Origin of the sequence: Cellulomonas sp. FA1 (genome assembly GCF_000986825.1) — a bacterium.
In the GTDB taxonomy this organism is placed as follows: Bacteria; Actinomycetota; Actinomycetes; order Actinomycetales; family Cellulomonadaceae; genus Cellulomonas; species Cellulomonas iranensis.
In genome coordinates this window covers 153,562-173,942 of record NZ_LBMY01000001.1, presented here as the reverse complement: position 1 = coordinate 173,942, position 20,381 = coordinate 153,562, and the positions used below count along the sequence as shown (strand labels likewise).

General features: G+C 73.7%; 16 protein-coding genes. 5 read left to right on the top strand and 11 right to left on the bottom strand.

What is annotated here, in order from left to right; translation table 11 throughout:
- Positions 1–37 precede the first annotated feature (37 nt).
- The 4 genes from GY42_RS00695 to GY42_RS00680 all read right to left on the bottom strand — a co-directional run bounded on the left by GY42_RS00695 (position 38) and on the right by GY42_RS00680 (position 5,635).
- Positions 38–2,251, bottom strand: a complete 2,214-nt coding sequence (locus GY42_RS00695; protein ID WP_082131664.1) for a glycoside hydrolase family 3 N-terminal domain-containing protein — start codon at positions 2,249–2,251, stop codon at positions 38–40.
- Between the two features lie 192 nt (positions 2,252–2,443).
- On the bottom strand, positions 2,444–3,322 hold the full coding sequence (locus tag GY42_RS00690; RefSeq protein WP_046527850.1) for a carbohydrate ABC transporter permease: 879 nt from the start codon (positions 3,320–3,322) through the stop codon (positions 2,444–2,446).
- The gene (locus GY42_RS00685) at positions 3,322–4,332 is read right to left on the bottom strand and encodes a carbohydrate ABC transporter permease (RefSeq protein ID WP_046527849.1); all 1,011 of its coding nucleotides are present in this window, start codon (positions 4,330–4,332) and stop codon (positions 3,322–3,324) included. Before GY42_RS00685 ends, GY42_RS00690 begins: the two co-directional genes overlap by 1 nt.
- 13 nt (positions 4,333–4,345) lie before the next feature.
- A complete protein-coding gene (locus GY42_RS00680; RefSeq protein WP_070320363.1) occupies positions 4,346–5,635 on the bottom strand; it encodes an extracellular solute-binding protein in 1,290 nt (429 codons plus the stop codon).
- Positions 5,636–5,853: 218 nt separating this feature from the next.
- Between GY42_RS00680 and GY42_RS00675 the strand changes: the two genes are divergently transcribed.
- Entirely contained in the window at positions 5,854–6,876 is a 1,023-nt protein-coding gene (locus GY42_RS00675; RefSeq protein WP_046527848.1) for a LacI family DNA-binding transcriptional regulator, read from the top strand.
- A gap of 13 nt (positions 6,877–6,889) precedes the next feature.
- Here GY42_RS00675 and GY42_RS00670 read toward each other — a convergent pair whose 3' ends face one another.
- Positions 6,890–8,431 (bottom strand): peptide MFS transporter, encoded by a 1,542-nt coding sequence (locus GY42_RS00670; protein ID WP_046527847.1) that lies wholly within the window; start codon positions 8,429–8,431, stop codon positions 6,890–6,892.
- A 91-nt stretch (positions 8,432–8,522) separates the two neighbouring features.
- Here GY42_RS00670 and GY42_RS00665 point away from each other — a divergent pair, with 91 nt between their 5' ends.
- The 3 genes from GY42_RS00665 (at position 8,523) to GY42_RS00655 (ending at position 11,244) form a co-directional block, all read left to right on the top strand.
- On the top strand, positions 8,523–9,008 hold the full coding sequence (locus tag GY42_RS00665; protein WP_236686680.1) for a MarR family winged helix-turn-helix transcriptional regulator: 486 nt from the start codon (positions 8,523–8,525) through the stop codon (positions 9,006–9,008).
- Between the two features lie 119 nt (positions 9,009–9,127).
- Positions 9,128–9,769 carry an NAD(P)H-dependent oxidoreductase gene (locus GY42_RS00660; protein WP_046527845.1) on the top strand — a complete coding sequence of 214 codons (642 nt, stop codon included), beginning with the start codon at positions 9,128–9,130 and terminating at the stop codon, positions 9,767–9,769.
- 95 nt (positions 9,770–9,864) lie between these two features.
- Complete coding sequence (locus tag GY42_RS00655; RefSeq protein ID WP_046527844.1) at positions 9,865–11,244, top strand: cryptochrome/photolyase family protein; 1,380 nt, start codon at positions 9,865–9,867, stop codon at positions 11,242–11,244.
- A 48-nt stretch (positions 11,245–11,292) separates the two neighbouring features.
- Here the strand turns inward: GY42_RS00655 and GY42_RS00650 are convergent, their stop codons facing one another.
- The 5 genes from GY42_RS00650 to gatC form a co-directional block, all read right to left on the bottom strand.
- Positions 11,293–12,246 (bottom strand): 2-hydroxyacid dehydrogenase, encoded by a 954-nt coding sequence (locus tag GY42_RS00650; RefSeq protein WP_236686679.1) that lies wholly within the window; start codon positions 12,244–12,246, stop codon positions 11,293–11,295.
- Positions 12,239–12,787 (bottom strand): GNAT family N-acetyltransferase, encoded by a 549-nt coding sequence (locus GY42_RS00645; protein ID WP_046527843.1) that lies wholly within the window; start codon positions 12,785–12,787, stop codon positions 12,239–12,241. Before GY42_RS00645 ends, GY42_RS00650 begins: the two co-directional genes overlap by 8 nt.
- A gap of 130 nt (positions 12,788–12,917) precedes the next feature.
- Entirely contained in the window at positions 12,918–14,426 is a 1,509-nt protein-coding gene (gene gatB, locus GY42_RS00640) for an Asp-tRNA(Asn)/Glu-tRNA(Gln) amidotransferase subunit GatB (RefSeq protein ID WP_046527842.1), read from the bottom strand.
- Entirely contained in the window at positions 14,426–15,943 is a 1,518-nt protein-coding gene (gene gatA, locus GY42_RS00635) for an Asp-tRNA(Asn)/Glu-tRNA(Gln) amidotransferase subunit GatA (RefSeq protein ID WP_046527841.1), read from the bottom strand. Before gatA ends, gatB begins: the two co-directional genes overlap by 1 nt.
- A 1-nt stretch (position 15,944) precedes the next feature.
- A complete protein-coding gene (gene gatC / locus GY42_RS00630) occupies positions 15,945–16,241 on the bottom strand; it encodes an Asp-tRNA(Asn)/Glu-tRNA(Gln) amidotransferase subunit GatC (RefSeq protein ID WP_046527840.1) in 297 nt (98 codons plus the stop codon).
- A gap of 307 nt (positions 16,242–16,548) precedes the next feature.
- Here gatC and GY42_RS00625 point away from each other — a divergent pair, with 307 nt between their 5' ends.
- Entirely contained in the window at positions 16,549–19,779 is a 3,231-nt protein-coding gene (locus GY42_RS00625) for an endo-1,4-beta-xylanase (RefSeq protein ID WP_046527839.1), read from the top strand.
- A gap of 176 nt (positions 19,780–19,955) precedes the next feature.
- Here the strand turns inward: GY42_RS00625 and GY42_RS00620 are convergent, their stop codons facing one another.
- The gene (locus tag GY42_RS00620) at positions 19,956–20,378 is read right to left on the bottom strand and encodes a hypothetical protein (protein WP_046527838.1); all 423 of its coding nucleotides are present in this window, start codon (positions 20,376–20,378) and stop codon (positions 19,956–19,958) included.
- Positions 20,379–20,381 lie beyond the last annotated feature (3 nt).

Below are 20,381 nucleotides of genomic sequence, written 5' to 3'. Positions count from 1 at the left end.
CGCGCGTCCGGCCTGTGATCCTCCGAGGGCCGGACGCTCAGACGGCGGTGACGTGCGTCCAGCGCGCGTCGTCCAGCGTCACGGCGTAGGTCTCCCCCGCGAGCTCGACGCTCGCCTCGACCTCGCGCTCGGCGCACGACGGCCCGACCCACACGCGCAGCTCGCCGGGCTCGACCACGCGGCGACCCGAGCGGTCCGTGAACGCCAGGCGCGCGGCGGGCACGGTGAGCTCGACGTCGACGCTCTGCCCGGGGGCGAGCTCGACGCGGTGGTAGCCGAGCAGCTGTGCGACGGGGCGCGTGACGCTCGCGACGACGTCGTGCCCGTACAGCTGCACGACGTCGGCGCCCGTGCGGCCGCCCGTGTTGGTGACGGTCACCGTGACGGCCAGGCCGCCGTCCGTGGTCGCGCCGGGCGCGACCCGCAGGTCGGTGTGCGTGAACGTCGTGTACGACAGCCCGTGCCCGAACGGCAGCGTGGGCACCGTGCTGAGGTTCGTGACGTCGCCGTCGCCGCCCAGCGCGGGGTGCAGGTACGTGTACGGCTGCGCACCGGCCGAGCGCGGCATGCTGATGGGCAGCCGGCCCGACGGGTTGACGCGCCCGCTCAGCAGGCCCGCGATCGCGGTGCCGCCCTCCTCGCCCGGGAAGAACGCCTGCACGGCCGCGGCGCAGCGCCCCAGCGCCCAGTCCACCGCGTACGGGCGGCCCGTGAGCATGACGAGCACGACGGGGGTGCCGGTCGCGAGCACGGCCTCGACGAGCTCGCGCTGCACGCCCGGCAGCTCGAGGTCGTCACGGTCGCAGCCCTCGCCGACCGTGCCGCGGCCGAACAGCGCCGCGTGGTCGCCGACCACGAGCACGGCGACGTCGGCGTCGGACGCGAGCGCGACGGCCTCGTCGAAGCCCGAGCGGTCGTCGTCGTCGACCGCGCAGCCGCGCGCGTAGGTGATCTGCGCGGCGTGCTCGCGCCGCAGCGCCTCGAGCACCGTGGGCGACTCGATGCCCACGGGCACGTCCGGGTGGTGCGCGAGCACGTGGTTGAGGAACGAGTAGCAGCCGAACAGCGCGGCCGTGCGGTCGGCGTTGGGGCCGACGACGGCGATGCGCGCGTCGGGCGCGACGGGCAGCGTGCCGTCGTTGGTCAGCAGCACGAGCGACCGCTCGGCCAGCTGCGCCGCGATCTCGCGGTGCTCGGGGCTGTCGAGGTCGACCTCGGTGGGCGGCTCGTCGTCGAACCGCGCGTCGAGCAGGCCGAGCTCCTCCTTCTGCGCGAGCGCGCGCAGCACCGCGCGGTCGACGAGCGCCTCGTCGACCGTGCCGGAGCGCACGGCCTCGGCGAGCGGCGTGAGGTACGCGTCACCCGTGGGCAGCTCGATGTCGACGCCCGCCGCGAGCGCCTGCCCGGCGGCGTCGCCGAGGTCGGCCGCGACGTGGTGCAGCAGGTGCAGGAAGGCGACGCCGAAGTAGTCGGCGACGACCGTGCCGTCGAAGCCCCAGCGGTCGCGCAGCACGCCGGTGAGCAGCTCGGGGTTGGCGGCGACGGGCACGCCGTCGATCTCGGCGTAGGAGTGCATGACCGAGCGGACGCCGCCGTCGAGCACGGCCATCTCGAACGGCGGGAGGAGCACGTCGGCGACCTCGCGCGGGCCCGCGTGCACGGGGCCGAAGTTGCGGCCGGACTGCGACGCCGAGTAGCCGACGAAGTGCTTGAGCGTCGCGTGGACGCCCGTGGACTGCAGGCCCCGCACGTACGACGTGCCGAGCGTGCCGACCAGGTACGGGTCCTCCGAGATGCACTCGTCGACGCGCCCCCAGCGGGGGTCGCGGATGACGTCGAGCACGGGTGCGAGGCCCTGGTGGACCCCGAGCGTGCGCATCGAGCGGCCGATGACCTCGCCCATGCGGGTCACGAGGTCGGCGTCGAACGACGAGCCCCACGCGAGCGGCGTCGGGAACGTCGCGGCCCCCCAGGCCGACAGGCCCGTGAGGCACTCCTCGTGCACGAGCGCGGGGATGCCCAGGCGGGTCTCGTTGACGAACCAGCGCTGCTTGTCCCACAACCAGCGGGCACGCTCGACCGCGTCGATCGGACGCGTGCCGTACACGCGGGTGAGGTGGCCCAGCCCGTCCTTGATGACGTCGTCGAGGCCGCGCTCGACCTCGAACTCGCCCTGCAGCGGCGCGACGGCCTCGCCCTCGCTCTTCTCCCAGAAGCCCACGATCTGGGCGAGCTTCTCCTCGAGCGTCATGCGCTCCAGGAGGTCGCGGACGCGGGTGCTGGGCTGCGACGGTGCAGCCGTCTGGAGATCCGTCACGGATCCGACTCCTTCGGGACAGGGAGCGGCAGGCGGCCGCGACGCAGGTGTGACGCAGGTACGGGTGTGGAGCAGGTACGGGGCGGTGCCCGCGCACGTCGACCGTGCGCGGGCACCGCGGTGCGGTCAGCCCTTGACCGCGCCCGTCAGGCCGCCGACGATGCGGCGCTCGAACAGGCTGAAGAACACCAGGGCGGGGAGCATCGACAGCGACGTGAACGCCAGGACGCGCGCCGTGTCGACGGAGTGCTGCGACGCGAACGCCTGCACCCCGAGCGGCAGCGTGAACGCCGACTCGTCGTTGAGGATGAACAGCGGGAGCATGTAGCTGTTCCAGCTCGCGATGAACGCGAGGATGCCGACCGTGACGACGCCGGGCATCGACAGCGGCACGACCATCCGCCAGAAGAACGACAGCTTGCTGCACCCGTCGAGCAGCGAGGCCTCCTCGATCTCGTCGGGGATGGCCCGCAGGAACGGGACCAGGATGATGATCGTCGTCGGCAGCGCGAACGCGACCTGCGGCAGGATCACGCCCGCGAGCGAGTTCATGAGGCCGAGCTCGCGCACCAGGATGTACAGCGGCGTGATCGCGACCGTCATGGGGAACATCAGGCCCGCCGCGAACAGCGAGTACAGCGCGCCGCGGCCGCGGAACCGGTACCGCGCCAGCACGTAGCTGGCCGCGAGCCCGAGCGCGACGACTCCGAGCGTCGTGCTCAGCGCGGCGACGGCCGAGTTGAGCACCTGTGTCCAGAAGACGCTGCCGCCGAGGACGTCGAGGTAGTTGCTGACCTGCCACGGCGAGGGTAGACCGGACGGGTCGAGCGTGATCTGCGAGTTCGTGCGGAACCCGCCGAGCACGATGTAGACGACCGGCGCCAGGATCGCGGCGATCAGCAGGGCGGCGACGCCCCAGACCGCGGCGTCGCCGCGGCGACGGCTCGAGGTCTTGCTGACCGTCGTGGCGGTCGTGGCCGGACGGCGGATCGTGGTGGTCGCCATCAGCGCTTCCCTCCCGTGGTCGCGCCCTCGGTGTCGCGCCGCAGCACGAAGCGCTGGTAGATGAGCGCGACGATCAGCGAGATGACGAAGAGGACGACGGCGACGGCGTTGCCGTAGCCGAAGCTGCCGGCGTTCCGCCCGTTGACGACCATGTAGGTCGCCATGGTCGAGGTGCCCGCGGTCGAGGCCACGTACTGGCCCCAGACGATGTAGACGAGGTCGAACAGCTGCAGCGAGCCGATGATCGACAGGAACGCCCAGATGCGCAGCGTGGGGCCGAGCAGCGGGAGCGTGATGCGCCGCTGGACCTGCCAGTACGACGCGCCGTCGATCGCGGCCGCCTCCGAGAGCTCCTCGGGGATGCCCTGCAGACCGGCGAGGAAGAGGATGACGGCGAAGCCGACGTACTTCCACGTGATGATGATCATCAGGGTCCAGATGGCGATCTTCGGGTCCGACAGCCAGTCACGCTGCAGGCCCTCGAGCCCGAGCTTGCCCAGCAGGTCGTTCACCGCACCCGAGGTCTGGAGCATGAGGCTCCAGCCGGTGCCGACGACGACCTCGGAGATCACGTACGGCACGAAGATGAGGACCCGGATGACCGACTGGCCGCGCATCTTGCGGTTGAGCAGGAGCGCCAGGGCGATCGCGATCGGTCCCTGCATCACGAGCGACATCACCATGATGAAGGCGTTGTGCCGCAGCGCGTCGTGGAACGTCGGGTCGGTGAGGATCGTGACGTAGTTCCGCAGGCCGACGAAGTCGGTCGGCGGGCCGAAGCCCTGCCAGCTGAAGAACCCGTAGTACGCCGCCATGACGACGGGGAAGATGACGAAGGCCAGGAAGACGATCAGGGCCGGGCCGGCGAGCAGGGCGATCTCCGCCCGCATGCGCCAACCGATCCCGCGGGCCCGCCCCGCCGAGGGCGGCACGGTGACCGTGCCGCCCTCGGCTGCGAGACCCGTGGGCGAGCCCTGTGCGTCGCGCACGTTCTCGCTGATGGATGACATCGTGGACTCTGCCTCAGCCCTTCGCGGCAGCGTCGTTGACGGCCTTGACGATCGCCTCGGGCGAGCCCGAGCCGGCGAGCATGTCGACCACGCCGACGTTCAGCGCGTTGCCGACGTTCTGGCCGAACAGCGTGTCGAGCCAGACCGAGACGTAGGCCGCGTCGTTGTACGCCGCGAGGACGTCCTGCAGGGCCGGGTCGGTGACGACGCCCTGCGCCTCCTTGCTGGCGGGCAGCGTGACGAACGCCTCGGCGTACTTCTCCTGGTACTCCTTCTGCATGTAGAAGTTCAGGAAGTCGGCGCACTCCTTGGGGGCCTTGACCCAGCAGGAGTTGCCGTCGACGCCACCCATCATGGCCGACGGGTCACCCTTGCCGCCCTCGACGGCCGGGAAGGGGAACCAGCGCAGGTCCGCGAGGGGCTCCTTGGTCGGCGTGAGGTCCTTGATCACGCCCGGGTCCCACGCGCCCATGAGCTCCATCGCCGCCTGGTGGTTGGCGATGAGACCGGCGGACGAGCCGGCGCCCTGCTGGGCCGACGTCGTGAGGTAGCCGTCGTTGAACGGCTCCGTCTCGGCGAAGTCCTGCAGGTCCTGACCGGCCTTGAGGAAGCAGTCGTCGTCGAAGCTGCGCGACTCGGCGGCCTGGTCGATCGCGTCCTTCGAGCACTCGCGCAGCGCGAAGAAGTAGTACCAGTGCGCGGCGGGCCACGCGTCCTTCGCGCCGAGCGCGACCGGGCTGGTGCCCGCGGCCTTGAGCTTGGAGACCGCGTCGTTGAGCGAGGCCATGTCGGTCGGCGTCTCGGTGACGCCGGCCTCCTTGAAGAGGTCCTCGCTGTAGTAGATGCCGCCGGGCAGGATCGACTGCGGCATGCCGTAGACCTTGCCGTCGACCGAGAGCGCGGAGAGCGCGCCGTCGCCGAGCGCGGACTTGACCTCGGGCGAGATCAGGTCGGTCAGGTCCATGACCTGACCGGCCTTGACGACGTCGGCGAGCTTGCCGCCACCGCGCGACATGAAGATGTCCGGCGCGTCGCCCGCGTTGAGCGCGGTCTGCAGCTTGCCGTCCATGTCCTCGTTCTGGACGACCTGGGCCTTGATCTTGACGCCGGGGTTGGCGTCCTCGAAGGCCTTGATGGTGTCGTCCCAGAACTTCTTGCCGTCACCCGTGGTGGAGTTGTGCCACAGCGTCATCGTGACGTCGCCGCCGTCGCTGCCGTCGCCGCTGTCCTGCGAGCACGCCGTGATGCCGGCGGCCAAGACGAACACCGCTGAGGTGAGCGCCAGGGTCTTCCTCACGTTCATGAACCCGTCCTCTTCGTCGAGTCGATCCCTGTAGGGACGCGCCCTGCTCGGTCGTCGACCTCGCGGGACACGCATCCTGCACCGACGGAACGGCCCCCTCGCCGGCCCTCGGCACCCGGTCGGTGGCGACGTCGCCGTCCCCGACCGGGCTTGACGCTGACGAGTCTGAACCGGCGTCCGGGTCGAAGTCAAACGATGTCGATAACGATATCGGCACGATGGCCTATGCTCACCGTGTGGAGCAGGTCACCCGCGTCAAGATGGCCGACGTCGCCCGGACGGCAGGGGTGTCGGTCGCGACCGTGTCGAAGGTCGTCAACGGCCGCTACGGCGTCTCGCAGGAGACCCTGGCGCGCGTGCAGCAGGTGATCGACGACCTCGGGTACGAGGCGAGCCTCGGCGCGCGGTCGCTGCGCAGCCACCGCACCAACGTGCTCGGGATCCTCGTCGCCGAGTTCGAGCCGTTCTCGACCGAGCTGCTCAAGGGCGCCGGCTCCGTGGTCGCCAGCACGGGCTACGAGCTGCTCGCGTACTCGGGCGGCGGGGGCGGCGAGGTCGGCTGGGAGCGCCGGTACCTGTCGCGGCTGTCCGGCACGCTCATCGACGGCGCCGTGATCGTCACGCCCACCGTGCTCGACACCTACCCGGGCGTCCCCGTGATCGCGATCGACCCCCACGCGGGCCCCTCGGGCCTGCCGACCGTCGACTCCGACAACCTCGCCGGCGGCGTCATGGCGACCGAGCACCTGATCTCGCTCGGCCACCGCCGCATCGCGCACCTCGGCGGCCGCACCGACCTCGACTCGGCGCGGCTGCGCGAGCAGGGCTTCCGCCAGGCCATGGCCGCGGCGGGCCTGCCCGTCGACGAGTCGCTCGTGCTGCCCGGCGGGTACCGCCGGCTCACGTCGGCGGCGCCCGCGCACGACCTGCTGGACCGGCCCGACCGACCCACTGCGGTGTTCGCCGCCAACGACCTGTCGGCGCTCGCCGTGCTCGACGCCGCGCGCGACCTCGGGCTGCGCGTGCCGCACGACGTGTCGGTCGTCGGCTTCGACAACGTCCCCGAGTCCGCGCTGAGCGAGCCGCCGCTCACCACGGTCGCGCAGCCGCTGCGCGAGATGGGCGCGACGGCGCTGCGGATGCTCGCCGACCTCGTCTCGGGCCGCGAGGTGCCGATGCACCTGCGGCTCGCCACCGAGCTGCACGTGCGCTCGACCACGGCTCCCCCGCCGCCCTTCTGACGGCGGCCCGGCCTCAGGACCGCGCGGCCACGTCCGCCTCGGACTCCGCGCCCTCGCGCACGTGCCGCGTCACCCACGGCGCGAGCGCGAGCATGACGCCCGCGACCGCGAGCGACACGACGCCGATGCCGCCGAAGAACGCGGTGCGGCTGACGCCCTCGGTCACGGTGATGAGCTGCGCCGTGACCGCCTGACCGGCCGCGGGGGCGAGGAACCACAACGCCATGGCCTGACCGCGGAAGGCCCGCGGCGCGAGCAGCGTGGTCGCCGCGAGGCCGACCGGCGACAGGCACAGCTCGCCGAGCGTCTGCACCACGTACACGACCACCAGCACCCACCAGGGTGAGCGTCCCTCGCCGGCGACCGCGGACGCGCCCGCGAGGAACAGGAAGCTCGACGCCGCGAGCGCGAGGCCGAGCGCGAACTTCACCGCGGTCGACGGGCGGTCGCCCAGCCGCACCCACAGCCACGCGAACACGGGCGCCAGCAGGATGATCGCCGCCGGGTTGACCGACTGGTAGAGCACGGGCGAGATCGTCACGCCCAGCACGTCGAGGTCGGTGTGGTCGCGCGCGTACTGCGACAGCGTGCTGGACGCCTGCTCGAAGATCATCCAGAACAGCGCGGCGGCGACGAACAGCGGCACGTACGCGGTGAGGCGCGACCGCTCGGGCGCGGTGACCTTCGGCGACCGGAACATCACGAGGAACATCACGACGGGCGCCGCGAGCGCGAGGTAGGACAGCGCGTCGATGACGACGTCGAGCGGCCCGCCGCCCCCGGCCCCGACGAGCCACGCGACGACACCCGCGGCCACGACCGCGAGCAGCACGAGCAGGCCCGTCCGCACGACCTGCGGGCGGTCGGCGGGCGTCAGCGGGTTCGGCACGGCGTCGCCGGCGCCGTGCAGCGCACGACGACCGAGCACGAAGGCCACGAGCGCGAGGGCCATGCCGACCGCGGCGACCGAGAACCCCGCGTGGTAGCCGCCGACCTCGCGCGCGGCCTGCACGAGGAACGGGGCCGTGAAGGACCCGATGTTGATGCCCATGTAGAAGATCGAGAACGCCGAGTCGCGCCGCGGGTCGTCGCGCGAGTAGAGCTCGCCGACCATGCTCGAGACGTTCGGCTTGAGCAGCCCCGTGCCGAGCGCGACGAGCACGATGCCGAGGTAGGCGGTGCCGGCCGACGGCAGCGCGAGGCTCACGTGCCCGGCGGCGATGACGACGCCGCCCCACAGCACCGAGCGCCGCGCGCCGATCACCCGGTCGGCGGCCCAGCCGCCCACGACCGTGACGAGGTAGACCGCCGACCCGTAGACCGCGACGAGCGCGGCGCCCGACGCGTCGTCGAGGCCGAGCCCCCCGTTCACGACCGTGTCGGTGAGGAAGTAGAAGAGGATCGCCCGCATGCCGTAGTAGCTGAACCGCTCCCACAGCTCGGTGGTGAACAGCGTGTACAGCCCCAGCGGGTGGCCCAGCAGGGTGCGCCCGCCGGCGGCGGCCGCGCGCGGCCCCGGTGCGGCGCGACCCGGTTCGTCGGCGGTGTCGCTCATCCGGCCATCGTGGCCGGTCGGGGCTGCCTGCGCACGTCGCGCTTTTGTCAACTGGTTGACATCTCATGTGTCAACCGGTTGACTCATGGTCGTGGACCTCTCCCGCACCACCGACCACCCGCTCGGCGACCGCGTCACGGTCACGCTGCACCACCTCGTCGACGTGCTCGACGAGTTCGCGGACGACGTCCTGACCCGCGAGCACGGCGTGACGTTCAACCAGTACCTCTTCCTGGCCGTGCTCTGCGACCTCGACCGGCCCGACGTCACGTCGCTCGCGCGCTGCCTGCGGGTCAGCAAGGCGGCCGTCAGCAAGCGCGTCGGCTCGTTCGTGGCGGCGGGCTGGGTCCGCACGCACGACGACCCCCGCAACGCGCGCCGCGTGCTGCTCGACCTCACCCCGGCGGGTCGCACGCTCGTCGACACCGCCGGCCGGCGGATGGAGCAGGAGTTCACGTCCCTGTTCGCCGGCGTCACCGACGTCGACCTCGACCGGCTGCACACCGACCTCACGACGGTCCTCGCGACCCTGCGCACCGCGCTCGCGGCACGCGTCCCCACGTCGCCGTCGACCTGAGCGCACCCTCACCCGCCTGAGGCGAGCCCCGCCTGACGTCGCACCGCCGTCCGGCTGCCCCGTCCTGCCCTCTCACCGCTCGTCCGATCCCGACCCGCACCCCACCACCGGAGGTCCCCGTGCACGTCCTCGTCGTCGTCGGCCACCCCCTGCCCGACTCCTTCAACCACGCCCTCGCGCGCTCCTACGCCGACGCCGCCCGCGCGGCCGGCGCGCAGGTGCGGGTCCTCGACCTCGCCGCCACGCCGTTCCCCCACGACCCGCCGTCGAGGCGCGCGCTCGCGGCGCACGGCGGCACGACCGACCACCTCGAGCCGGAGGTCGCGGCGCTCGTCGAGCACGTGCGCTGGGCCGACCACCTGGTCGTGACGCACCCCCAGTGGTGGGGCACCTACCCGGCCGTGCTCAAGGCGTTCCTCGACCGCGTGCTGCTCGCCGGTGTCGCGTTCCGGTACACGAAGGGCCACGCGCCGCACCGCCTGCTGCGCGGACGCACCGCGCGGACGTTCATGACCATGGACTCGCCCAAGCCGTGGAACCTGCTCGCGTACCGGGACGCCGCGGGGGCCTCGCTCGGCACGGCGACGCTGGCGTTCACCGGCCACCGGCTCGTGGGGCGCACGACCTTCGCCCCCGTGCGCTTCTCGACACCCGAGCGGCGCGAGCGGTGGCTCGCGACCACCGCGCGCCTCGGCCGCCGGGACGTCGCACGCCTCACGGCGCGGCACCGTGCCAGGAAGCCGGTGGCCGTGACGGTGTGAGGCCGTCCCCCACCCGGCGCCCCGTCCCCACGCGTCGCGGGGTGGGCCGCACCACCTCGCCGGGCGGCGCGCCGCCGCGCGGGTTAGCGTGCCGCGTGCCGACGATCTGCTGGTTCCGCCGCGACCTGCGGCTGTCCGACCACCCCGCGCTGGTCGCGGCCGTCGCCGAGGCGCGCGCGGCCGACGACGAGGTCGTGGCGCTCTACGTCGTGGACCCCGCGCTGTGGCGGTCGGCCGGCGCGCCGCGGCTCGCGTACCTCGCGGCGTCGCTGCGTGCGCTCGACGAGGCGACCGGCGGCCGGCTCGTGGTGCGGCACGGCCGCGCGGAGGAGGTCGTGCCGCGCGTCGCGCGCGAGACCGGCGCGACGTCGGTGCACGTCAGCGCGGCCACCGAGCCCTACGGGCGGCGGCGCGACGACGCGGTCGAGGCCGCGCTCGGTGCCGACGTGCGCCTGGTGCGCACGGGCTGCCCCTACGCGGTCGCGCCCGGGCGCCTGAGCACCGGGCAGGGCGGCCCGTACCGGGTGTTCACGCCGTTCCGGAACGCCTGGCTCGACCACGGCTGGCACGAGCCCGCGCCGCGCCCGCGCGACGTCCCGTGGGCGACGCTGCGCGGCGAGGGCGTGCCCGACGCCCCCGCGACCGACGTGCGACTGCCGCGCGCCGGCGAGCGCGCGGCGCGCGAGCGGTGGCGCGCGTTCGTCCGCGACGACCTCGCGGGGTACGACGTCGACCGGGACCGCCCCGACCTCGACGTGACGTCGTGGATGTCGGTGCACCTCAAGTACGGCGAGATCCACCCGCGCACGGTCCTCGCGGACCTCGCCGAGGCCGGGCGCGGGGCCCGGGGCGCGCTCGCGACGTCGGTCGCGACGTACCGGTCGGAGATCGCGTGGCGCGAGTTCCACGCCGACGTGCTGTGGCACTCCCCGTCCGCCGCGCGCCGCTCGCTGCGCGAGGTCGTGCCCGCCGACGCGTGGGCCACGGGCCCCGAGGCCGACGACGCGTTCGCGGCGTGGGCGCAGGGCCGGACCGGCTACCCGCTGGTCGACGCCGGCATGCGCCAGCTGCGCGCGCTCGGCTGGGTGCACAACCGCGTGCGCATGGTCGTCGCGTCGTTCCTCGTCAAGGACCTGCACGTCGAGTGGCAGCGCGGCGCCGACCACTTCATGGCGTGGCTCGTCGACGGCGACGTGCCGCAGAACCAGCTCAACTGGCAGTGGGTGGCCGGCACCGGGCGCGACGCGGCACCGTACTTCCGCGTGTTCAACCCGGTGACGCAGGGCCTGAAGTTCGACCCGTCGGGCGACTACGTGCGCCGGTGGGTGCCCGAGCTGCGCGACGTGCCGGGCGCCGCCGTGCACGAGCCGTGGACGCTGCCCGACGGCCCTCCCCACGGCTACCCCGCGCGCATGGTCGACCACAAGCACGAGCGGGAGGTCGCGCTGCGCGACCACGCCCGCCGGCTCGGCTGAGCGGGTCCGCCGCACGCCGTCGCCGCGTGCCGGCGCCGGCCTCGCGCGTCAGGTGCGCGCGACCTCGTTGACCGGGGGCTCCCCCGCGAGCAGCGCCTCGAGCTGACGCCGCACGAGCGCGGCGACGCGCGGGAACGTCGCGTCGGTGTTGCCGCCCTGGTGCGCGGTCACCAGCAGGTTCGGCGCGTGCCACAGCGGGTGGTCGGGCGGCAGCGGCTCGGGGTCGGTGACGTCGAGCGCGGCGCGCAGCCGGCCCGCCGTGAGCTCGGCCAGCAGCGCGTCGGTGTCGACGACCTTGCCGCGTGCCACGTTGACCACCACCGCGCCGTCCTTCAGCCGCGCGAGGGCCGTGGCGTCGAGCAGGTGGTACGACGTGCGGGACAACGGGATCGCGAGCACCACGACGTCCGCGTCGGGCAGCAGGTCGGGCAGCTCGTCGACGCCGTGCACGTGCCCGTCGGCGTCGTCGCGCGCGGTCGAGGCGACGCGTACGAGGTCGACCTCGAAGGGCCGGAACCGGGCGACGATCGCCCGGCCCACCGACCCCTGCCCGACGACGACCACCCGCCGGTCCGCGAGCGACGGCCCGAACGGGTTGTCCCACCGCCCGTCCGCCATCGCGCGCACCGCGCGCGGCAGGTCGCGCTGGACCGCGAGCGTGAGGCCCACGGCCAGCTCGGCCGTGCCCGCGTCGTGCACGCCGCGACCGTTGCACAGCACGACGCCCGGCGGCAGGTGCGGCAGCGCGTGCTCGTACCCCGCGCTCGGCAGCTGCACGTACCGCAGCCGCTGCAGGTCGCGCAGCACGTCGAACCCGCCGGGCCGCACGAAGTAGTGCGGGATCACGACGAGGTCGACCGCCGCGGCCGTCGCGGGGTCGAGCGGGCCCGCCAGGTCCCAGCGGACCAGCCGGAGCCCGCCCGCGTGCGCGGCGGCGACGTCGGCGAGGCGCGCCAGCAGGTCGTCGTCCGGCACGGTCGCCGTGAGCACCCGGTCAGCCACCGATGCGCCCCGCTCGGTACTCGTCCTCGAGCATCGACATGACGACCGCGTCGCACCAGCCGTCGCCGTCGCGGTACGCGTCGCGGCGGCGTCCCTCGACCCGGAAGCCGATGTTCTCGTACAGCGACACCGCGCGCGTGTTGATGCTCAGCGCCTCGAGCTCGACCCGGTGCAGCCCCAGGCCCTCGAACGCGAACTCGAGCACCAGCTCGATGGCCTCGGTGCCGTAGCCGCGACCGCGGTAGAGCGGGCGCATCGACAGGCGCAGGCTCGCGCAGCGCACGTCCTCGTCGACGTCCGAGAGCACGATCTCGCCCCGGAACTCGTCGTCGCCGTCGACGGTGACCGCGAAGTCGTACCGCCCCTGCGCGGCCTCACGGCTCGCGCACCACGCGTCGACCTCGGCGCGCGCGAACGTGCGCGTCGTGCCCGTGAGGCGGTTGCCCTCGGCGTCGTCGAGCATGTCCCACATCGCGTCGGCGTCGTCGGCGCGCACCGGGCGCAGCACGATCATCTCGCCCTGGAGCGTCGGCTTCTGCATGGCACCTCCCGTCGCGGCCCGGTCACGGTGGCCGGGCGCTGCACGCACGTGCCCCGCGGCGCGCGTCGGATCGTACGGACCCCGTGTGACCGAGGTGTTGCGTCCCGACCCGCGCCGCGGGGTGTGGCCGTCAGCCCTGCACGCGCTCCAGCACGAGCTCGCGGACGCGGCCGGCGTCGGCCTGCCCGCGGGTCGCCTTCATGACCGCGCCGATGATCGCCCCGACCGGCCCGAGGTTGCCCGAGCGGATCTTGTCGGCGATGTCGGGCTGCGCCGCGAGCGCCGCGTCGATCGCCTCGAGCAGCGGGCCGTCGTCCGACACGACCTCGAGACCGCGTGCGACGACGACCTGCTCGGGGTCGCCCTCACCGGCCAGCACACCCTCGAGCACCTGGCGCGCGAGCTTGTCGTTGATCCGCCCGGCGTCGACGAGCTGCTGCAGCGCGCCGATCTGCGCGGGCGTGATCGGCAGGTCCGCGAGCTCGACCTCCTGCTGCTTGGCCGTGCGGGCGAGCTCGCCCATCCACCACTTGCGCGCCGCGGCCGGGCTCGCGCCCGCCGCGACCGTCGCCTCGATGAGCTCGACCGCGCCCGCGTTGACGACGTCGCGCATCTCGGCGTCGGCGTAGCCCCACTCGCCCTGCAGCCGGCGGCGGCGCGCCTGCGGCAGCTCGGGCAGCGCGGCGCGGATCTCCTCGACCCACGCACGGTCCGGCACGACCGGCACGAGGTCCGGCTCGGGGAAGTAGCGGTAGTCCTCGGCGTCGGACTTCACGCGTCCGGCCGTCGTGATGCCGGTGTCCTCGTGCCAGTGCCGCGTCTCCTGGACGATGGCACCGCCCGCGTCGAGCACGGCCGCCTGGCGGCCGATCTCGTAGCGGACCGCGCGCTCGACCGAGCGGAACGAGTTGACGTTCTTGGTCTCGGTGCGGGTCCCGAGCGGGGACTGCGGGGTCGCGCGGAGCGACACGTTGACGTCGGCGCGCACGTTGCCGCGCTCCATGCGGGCCTCGGACACGCCGAGGGCCCGGAACAGGTCGCGCAGCGTCTGCACGTAGGCGCGCGCGACCTCGGGGGCCCGCTCGCCCGCACCCGTGATGGGCCGCGTGACGATCTCCACGAGGGGCACGCCCGCGCGGTTGTAGTCGACCAGCGAGTACTCGGCGCCGTGGATGCGCCCGGTGGCGCCGCCGACGTGCGTGTTCTTGCCGGCGTCCTCCTCCATGTGCGCGCGCTCGATCTCGACGCGGAACGTCGTGCCGTCCTCGAGCTCGACGTCCACGTACCCGTCGTGCGCGATCGGCTCGTCGTACTGCGACGTCTGGAAGTTCTTCGGCACGTCCGGGTAGAAGTAGTTCTTCCGCGCGAACCGGCAGGACTGCGCGATCTCGCAGTTCAGCGCCAGGCCGATGCGGATCGCGTACTCCACCGCGGTGCCGTTGACCGCGGGCAGCGCCCCCGGCAGGCCCAGGCTCACGGGCGTGATCTGCGTGTTCGGCTCCTCGCCGAACGACTGCTCGGCGCCGTCGAACATCTTGGTGCGGGTGCCGAGCTCGACGTGCACCTCGATGCCGATGACCGGGTCGAACCGGGCCACCGCGTCGTCGTAGTCGACCAGGTCGACGTTCGTCGTCGTCATCAGGCTGCCCCTCCGGCCAGCTCGGGGGCGCGGCCCAGCAGCGGGCCCTCCCAGCTCGTCTCCAGCAGCTGCTCGAGCGCGGCGCCCACGCGGTACAGGCGGGCGTCCTCACGGGCCGGGGCCAGGATCTGGAACCCGACCGGCAGCCCGTCGTCCGACAGGCCGTTCGGCAGCGACATGCCCGGCACGCCCGCGAGGTTCGCGGGGATCGTCGCGACGTCGTTGAGGTACATCGCGAGCGGGTCGTCGAGCTTCTCGCCCAGCTTGAACGCCGTCGTCGGCGCCGTCGGAGAGACCAGCACGTCGGCCTGCTCGAAGGCGGCGTCGAAGTCGCGCTGGATGAGCGTGCGGACCTTCTGCGCCGAGCCGTAGTAGGCGTCGTAGTAGCCCGCGCTCAGCGCGTAGGTGCCGAGGATGATGCGACGCTTGACCTCGTCGCCGAAGCCCTGGCCGCGGGTCGCGGCCATGACGCGCTCGGCGGTCACGGGCCCCTCGGACGGCTCGACGCGCAGGCCGAAGCGCATGCCGTCGAACTTCGCGAGGTTGCTCGACGCCTCGGCGGGCAGGATCAGGTAGTACGCGGCGAGCGCGTACGTGAAGTGCGGGCAGGAGACCTCGACGACCTCGGCGCCCGCCGAGCGCAGCGCGTCGAGGGACTCCTCGAACCGCGCGAGGACGCCGGGCTGGTAGCCCTCGCCCTGCAGCTCGCGCACGACGCCGACCTTGAGGCCGCGCAGGTCGCCCGACGCGCCCTCGCGGGCCGCCGCGACGTAGCCCGTCGCGGGGTCGGGCAGCGACGTCGAGTCGCGCGGGTCGTGCCCGCCGATCAGCTCGTGCAACAGCGCCGCGTCGAGCACCGTGCGCGTGCACGGCCCGGCCTGGTCGAGGCTGCTGGCCAGCGCGATCAGCCCGTACCGCGACACGCTGCCGTACGTGGGCTTGACGCCGACCGTGCCCGTGACGGCGGCGGGCTGCCGGATCGAGCCGCCCGTGTCGGTGCCGATCGCGAGCGGCGCCTCGTACGCGGCGACGGCCGCGGCGGACCCGCCGCCCGAGCCGCCGGGGATCCGCTCGAGGTCCCACGGGTTGTGCGTGTTGCCGTACGCCGAGTGCTCGGTCGACGACCCCATGGCGAACTCGTCCATGTTGGTCTTGCCGAGGACCGGCAGGCCGGCGGCCTTGATGCGCTCGACGAGCGTCGCGTCGTAGGGCGGCACCCAGCCCTCGAGGATGCGCGAGCCGGCCGTGGTCGGCAGCCCGCGGGTCACGACCACGTCCTTGACGGCGATCGGGACGCCCGCGAGCGCGTGCAGGTCGTCGCCCGCGGCGCGGCGCGCGTCGACGTCGGCGGCGGTCGCGAGGGCCTCGTCGGCCGCGACGTGCAGGTAGGCGTGGACGGCGGGATCGACGGCCGCGATCCGGTCGAGGTGCGCCTGCGTCGCCTCGACGCTCGTCACCTCGCGCGCGGTCAGGCGGTCGGCCAGCTCGGCGGCGGTCAGGCGGGTCAGGTCGGTCACGTCACTCCTCCCCGAGGATCTGCGGGACGAGGAACTTGCCGTCCTGCGCGGCGGGCGCCTGCGCGAGCACCTCGTCGCGGTCGAGCGGCGCGACGGGCTCGTCGGCACGGAACACGTTGGACAGCGGCAGCGGGTGGCTCGTGGCCGGCACGTCCGGGGTGGCGACCTCGGACACGCGGGCGACGGACTCGACGATGACGTCGAGCTCGCCCGCCAGCCGGTCGGTCTCGGCCGGTGTCAGGTCGATCCGGGCGAGCGCGGCGACGCGCGCGACCTCGTCGCGGGAGAGGGTGGACATGGCCTGGAGTCTAGACGTGGTGGGTCCCCCCGCCGCAGGTCCGTCACGTCGCGGCGCGTGGGCCTGCGCCGCCGGACGCGCCGTGGGGCGTGCAGACGTGTCATGTCGCCTGTGACGGCTCAGACCCCCGCAAACCGGGCGTCGGCATGCCCCGAAAGGGTCATTGTCGCTGGTCAACGCGTCTCGATAACGTTCTCGATAACGTTCCCCACCGATCCCGGGCGCACCGGCGCGCCCGCCGGGGTGAGGAGCGGCACGTCCCCGACACGGCACCGCAGCCGCGTCGGCATGCACGCGAAGGAGCGACATGCACGCACCCGCCCAGGGGCGACGGCACCGGCGCGCGATCGGAGGTGCGGCGGCCGCCACGGCCCTCGTGCTCACCGGTCTCGTGGCACCACCCGGCGCCGTTGCCGCCGACACCGGCACCGTCCCGTACACCGTGATGTTCAACAACTTCGAGAGCAGCGTCGGCAGCCGGGCACCCGCCTGGTCCGCGCTCGACGTCGCGGGCCCCTCGGGCACGCCGGCCGCCACGTCCTTCTCGACCACCGACGTGCGTACGCGCGTCAGCCACGCGCGCAGCCTCCGCGTCGCCGCGCGCGACCACGTCGGCGACGGCGCCCAGATGCCGATCCCGGCGACCCTGCTCACGGCCGGGCAGACCTACACGATCTCCGTGTGGGTGCACGTCGCCGAGGGCTCGACCCCCGTGGCCGCCGGCACGCCGCTCACCGCGCGCGTCGCCGTCGGCGGCACCGCGCTGCCCGCCGCCGCGGGCACGGACCTCGTCCTCCAGCCCGGCGTCTGGAAGCGCGTCGCCGTCACCTACACGCACACCGCCGGCGCGACCCCGCTCACGGTGTCGGTCGACAACACCACGGGCACGTTCTACCTCGACGACGCCATGGTCTCCGGCCAGCGGGTCGGCGACCCCGTGCCCGCCACCGGAACCCTCAAGAACACCCTGGGCTACCCCGTCGGCGTCGCCGTCGAGCGCCGCTCGACCCTCGTCGGCACCGAGCCCGAGCAGGTCCTGAGCGCGCAGTTCGACCAGGTCACGCCCGAGAACGCCATGAAGCCCGAGTCCTGGTACGGCGCCGACGGCAAGTTCGCCGGCTCGCCCGGCGCCGAGATGACCTCCAACGAGGGCGCCGACGCGCTCATGGACTGGGCCAAGCGCAACGACGGCCGCGTCTACGGGCACGTGCTCGTGTGGCACGGGCAGAACCCCGGCTGGTTCTTCCAGGACGGCAACGGCCAGCCGCTCGACGCCGCGGCGCTGAGCGCACGCATGCGCACGCACATCTTCGACGTCGCCGAGTACCTGTCGGACCGGTACGGCCCGTTCGGCTCGCCCGGCAACCCGCTCGCGGCGTTCGACGTCGTCAACGAGGTCATCGCCGACAGCGCGTCGACCGCGTCGAACGGCATGCGCACCAGCACGTGGTTCAACACGCTCGGCGAGCAGTTCGTCGACCAGGCGTTCCGCGACGCGGACGAGGCGTTCAACGACGTCTACGCCGCCCCCGGCAGCGACCGCCCCGTCAAGCTCTTCATCAACGACTACGGCACCGAGGGCGGTGACGCCGCCGGGTCCAAGCTCAACCGCTACTACGACCTCGTGCAGCGGCTGATCGCGCGCGACGTGCCGATCGACGGCGTCGGGCACCAGTACCACGTCAACCTCAACACCCCGACCGCGAACCTGCGCACGGGTCTCGAGAAGTTCACCGCCACCGGGCTGCAGCTCGCGGTCACCGAGTTCGACGTGACCACCGGCTACCCGCAGACGGAGCGCCTGGCGATCCGGCAGGGGCAGTACTACCGGACCGCGTTCGACATCTTCAACGCGTACGACCGCGCCAACCCCGACCGCCTGTTCTCGGTCACGGTGTGGGGCCTCAACGACGCGGGCTCGTGGCTGTACTACGACGGCGCGCCGCTGATGTTCGACGACTACCTCAACCCGAAGTGGTCGCTCGTCGGCGCCCTGGGCGGCGACGTGCCCGCCGAGCCGAAGGCGATGACCGTGTTCGGCGGCGAGGTCGACCTCGACGCGCCGCGCGTCACGAGCGACCCGCAGTGGCAGCTCGTCGCGCCCGCCGCGGTCGGCGACCACGCGCGGTTCGCGCTGCGGTGGTCCCCCGACACGCTGACGGCGTACGTCGACGTGACCGACGCGAGCGTCGAGGCGACCGACGCCGTCACGTTCCGCGTCGGCGCGCAGCGGTACACGTTCGCGCGGTCCGGCGAGGGTGACGTGCCGGGTGCCGTCACGCAGCGCGCCGACGGCTGGACGGCCGTCGTGCAGCTGCCGCTGACCGGTGCGGCCGAGGGCGGCACCGTGCCGTTCGACGTGGCCGTGACGGACGGTGCCACGACCGCGGGGTGGAACGCCCCGGGGATCCTCGGCGAGCTCACGCTGCGCGAGCCGCTGTCGCACGTCGACGTGCTCCAGGTCGACGCTCCCCCGGCGGTCGACGCCGAGGTCGACGACCTGTGGGCGGCGGCCCCCGTGGTCCGTACCGACAAGGTCACGCAGGGCACCGCGGCGGCGGCCTACGCCGACGTGCGCACGGTGTGGTCGGGCGACGGCTCGTCGTTCTTCCTGCTGGCCGAGGTCACCGACCCGCAGGTCAGCCTCGCGCCGAACAACGCGTGGGAGAAGGACTCGCTCGAGATCTTCGTCGACCCGGGCAACGCCAAGAACGGCGCGTACCGCGCCGACGACGTCCAGATCCGCATCGCGGCCGACAACGCGGTCTCGAGCGGCGCGGGCCGCGTCGTGGCGTCCGCCACCCGGCAGACGGACACGGGCTACGTGGTCGAGGCGGAGATCAGCCTCCTCGCGGCGGGCGGGCCCGGCACGCTCCACGGCCTGGACTTCCAGGTCAACGACGCGACCGGCAACGCCCGCACGGGCGTCAAGGCGTGGGCCGACCCGACCGGCCAGGGCTACCAGAACACGTCCCGCTGGGGCGTCGCACGGCTCGCCGAGCGGCGCACGCCGGCCCTCGCGCTCGGGTCCGACGAGGTGCAGGCGGGCGGCGACGTGACCGTGACGGCGACCGGGTTCCCGGCACGCGCCACGGTCGAGCTGCAGCTCGTCGCGGCGACGTCGGGTGCGGCACGCGCCGCGGCCGACCCCGTCGCGCTCGGCACGGTCGAGGTCGCGGCGGACGGGGTCGCGGAGACCACGGTCACCGTGCCCGCGTCGGTCGCCGCCGGTGACTACCGGGTCGCGGCCGTGAGCGCCGACGAGACCCTCGCCACGGCGGACCTGCGGGTCGTCGCGGCGGCGGTCGAGCCGACGCCCGAGCCGACGCCCGACCCGACCGGCTCGCCGACGCCGGGTGCCACCCCGACGCCGGGCGGCACGGGGAGCGCGGGCGGCACCGGCGGCACGGGGTCGACCCCCGGGCGCCTCGCCACCACGGGCTCGGCGATCGCGCTGTGGTCCGCGCTGGCGGCAGCGCTGCTCGCGGGCGGCGGCGTGCTGGTGCGCGCACGACGCGCGGCGGGTGCCGACGACTGACGTCGGAGCGCCACGGCGGCCGGGTCGGACCTCGTGTCCGGCCCGGCCGTCGCGCGTCCCGGGCCGGACACGGGGCACGGCCACGAGGGCGCAGTCACCGGGGCGCGGTGCCGTTCCCCGGGGCGTGTGCCGTCCGACGCGTGTGCCGTCCGACGCGCGCGCCGGTCCGCGCGGTCTCAGCCGACGCGCGAGGTCGCGGCCGTGACGAGCGCGAGGAGCGCCTCGGCGTACGCGTCGGCGGGCTCCTCGGACGTGAACACCCGCTCGGGCTGCCCGCCGATCTCGACGAGGACCTGGTAGCGGCCGTCGGTCGAGCGCGCGAGGCTGCGGAACGTGCCGCCCAGCAGCTCGCGGAGCTGGTCCTCGCGCGGCAGCCAGAGGGCGTCCTCCTGGCGCAGCGAGTCGAGCGCCCACTCGGTCGTCCCGTTGAAGCCGAGCACGGTGCCGGTCGGGTACTCGTGCGCCTCGACGACCATCTCGGAGATCGTGAACACCTCGCCGCCCATGTCGGCACCGCGCACCACGAAGCGGTCGCCGGCGCGCGGGTGCCACTGCAGGCCGGCGGCCTCGAGGGCCACGGCGTTGTCCGTCGAGATCATGCG

Bases quoted from the DNA above. Each gene is read 5' to 3' on its own strand.
- GY42_RS00695 (WP_082131664.1), bottom strand. From the start codon at position 2,251: ATGACGCTCGAGGAGAAGCTCGCCCAGATCGTGGGCTTCTGGGAGAAG.
- GY42_RS00690 (WP_046527850.1), bottom strand. From the start codon at position 3,322: ATGGCGACCACCACGATCCGCCGTCCGGCCACGACCGCCACGACGGTC.
- GY42_RS00685 (WP_046527849.1), bottom strand. From the start codon at position 4,332: ATGTCATCCATCAGCGAGAACGTGCGCGACGCACAGGGCTCGCCCACG.
- GY42_RS00680 (WP_070320363.1), bottom strand. From the start codon at position 5,635: ATGAACGTGAGGAAGACCCTGGCGCTCACCTCAGCGGTGTTCGTCTTG.
- GY42_RS00675 (WP_046527848.1), top strand. From the start codon at position 5,854: ATGGCCTATGCTCACCGTGTGGAGCAGGTCACCCGCGTCAAGATGGCC.
- GY42_RS00670 (WP_046527847.1), bottom strand. From the start codon at position 8,431: ATGAGCGACACCGCCGACGAACCGGGTCGCGCCGCACCGGGGCCGCGC.
- GY42_RS00645 (WP_046527843.1), bottom strand. From the start codon at position 12,787: ATGCAGAAGCCGACGCTCCAGGGCGAGATGATCGTGCTGCGCCCGGTG.
- gatB (WP_046527842.1), bottom strand. From the start codon at position 14,426: ATGACGACGACGAACGTCGACCTGGTCGACTACGACGACGCGGTGGCC.
- gatC (WP_046527840.1), bottom strand. From the start codon at position 16,241: ATGTCCACCCTCTCCCGCGACGAGGTCGCGCGCGTCGCCGCGCTCGCC.
- GY42_RS00625 (WP_046527839.1), top strand. From the start codon at position 16,549: ATGCACGCACCCGCCCAGGGGCGACGGCACCGGCGCGCGATCGGAGGT.
- GY42_RS00620 (WP_046527838.1), bottom strand. From the start codon at position 20,378: ATGATCTCGACGGACAACGCCGTGGCCCTCGAGGCCGCCGGCCTGCAG.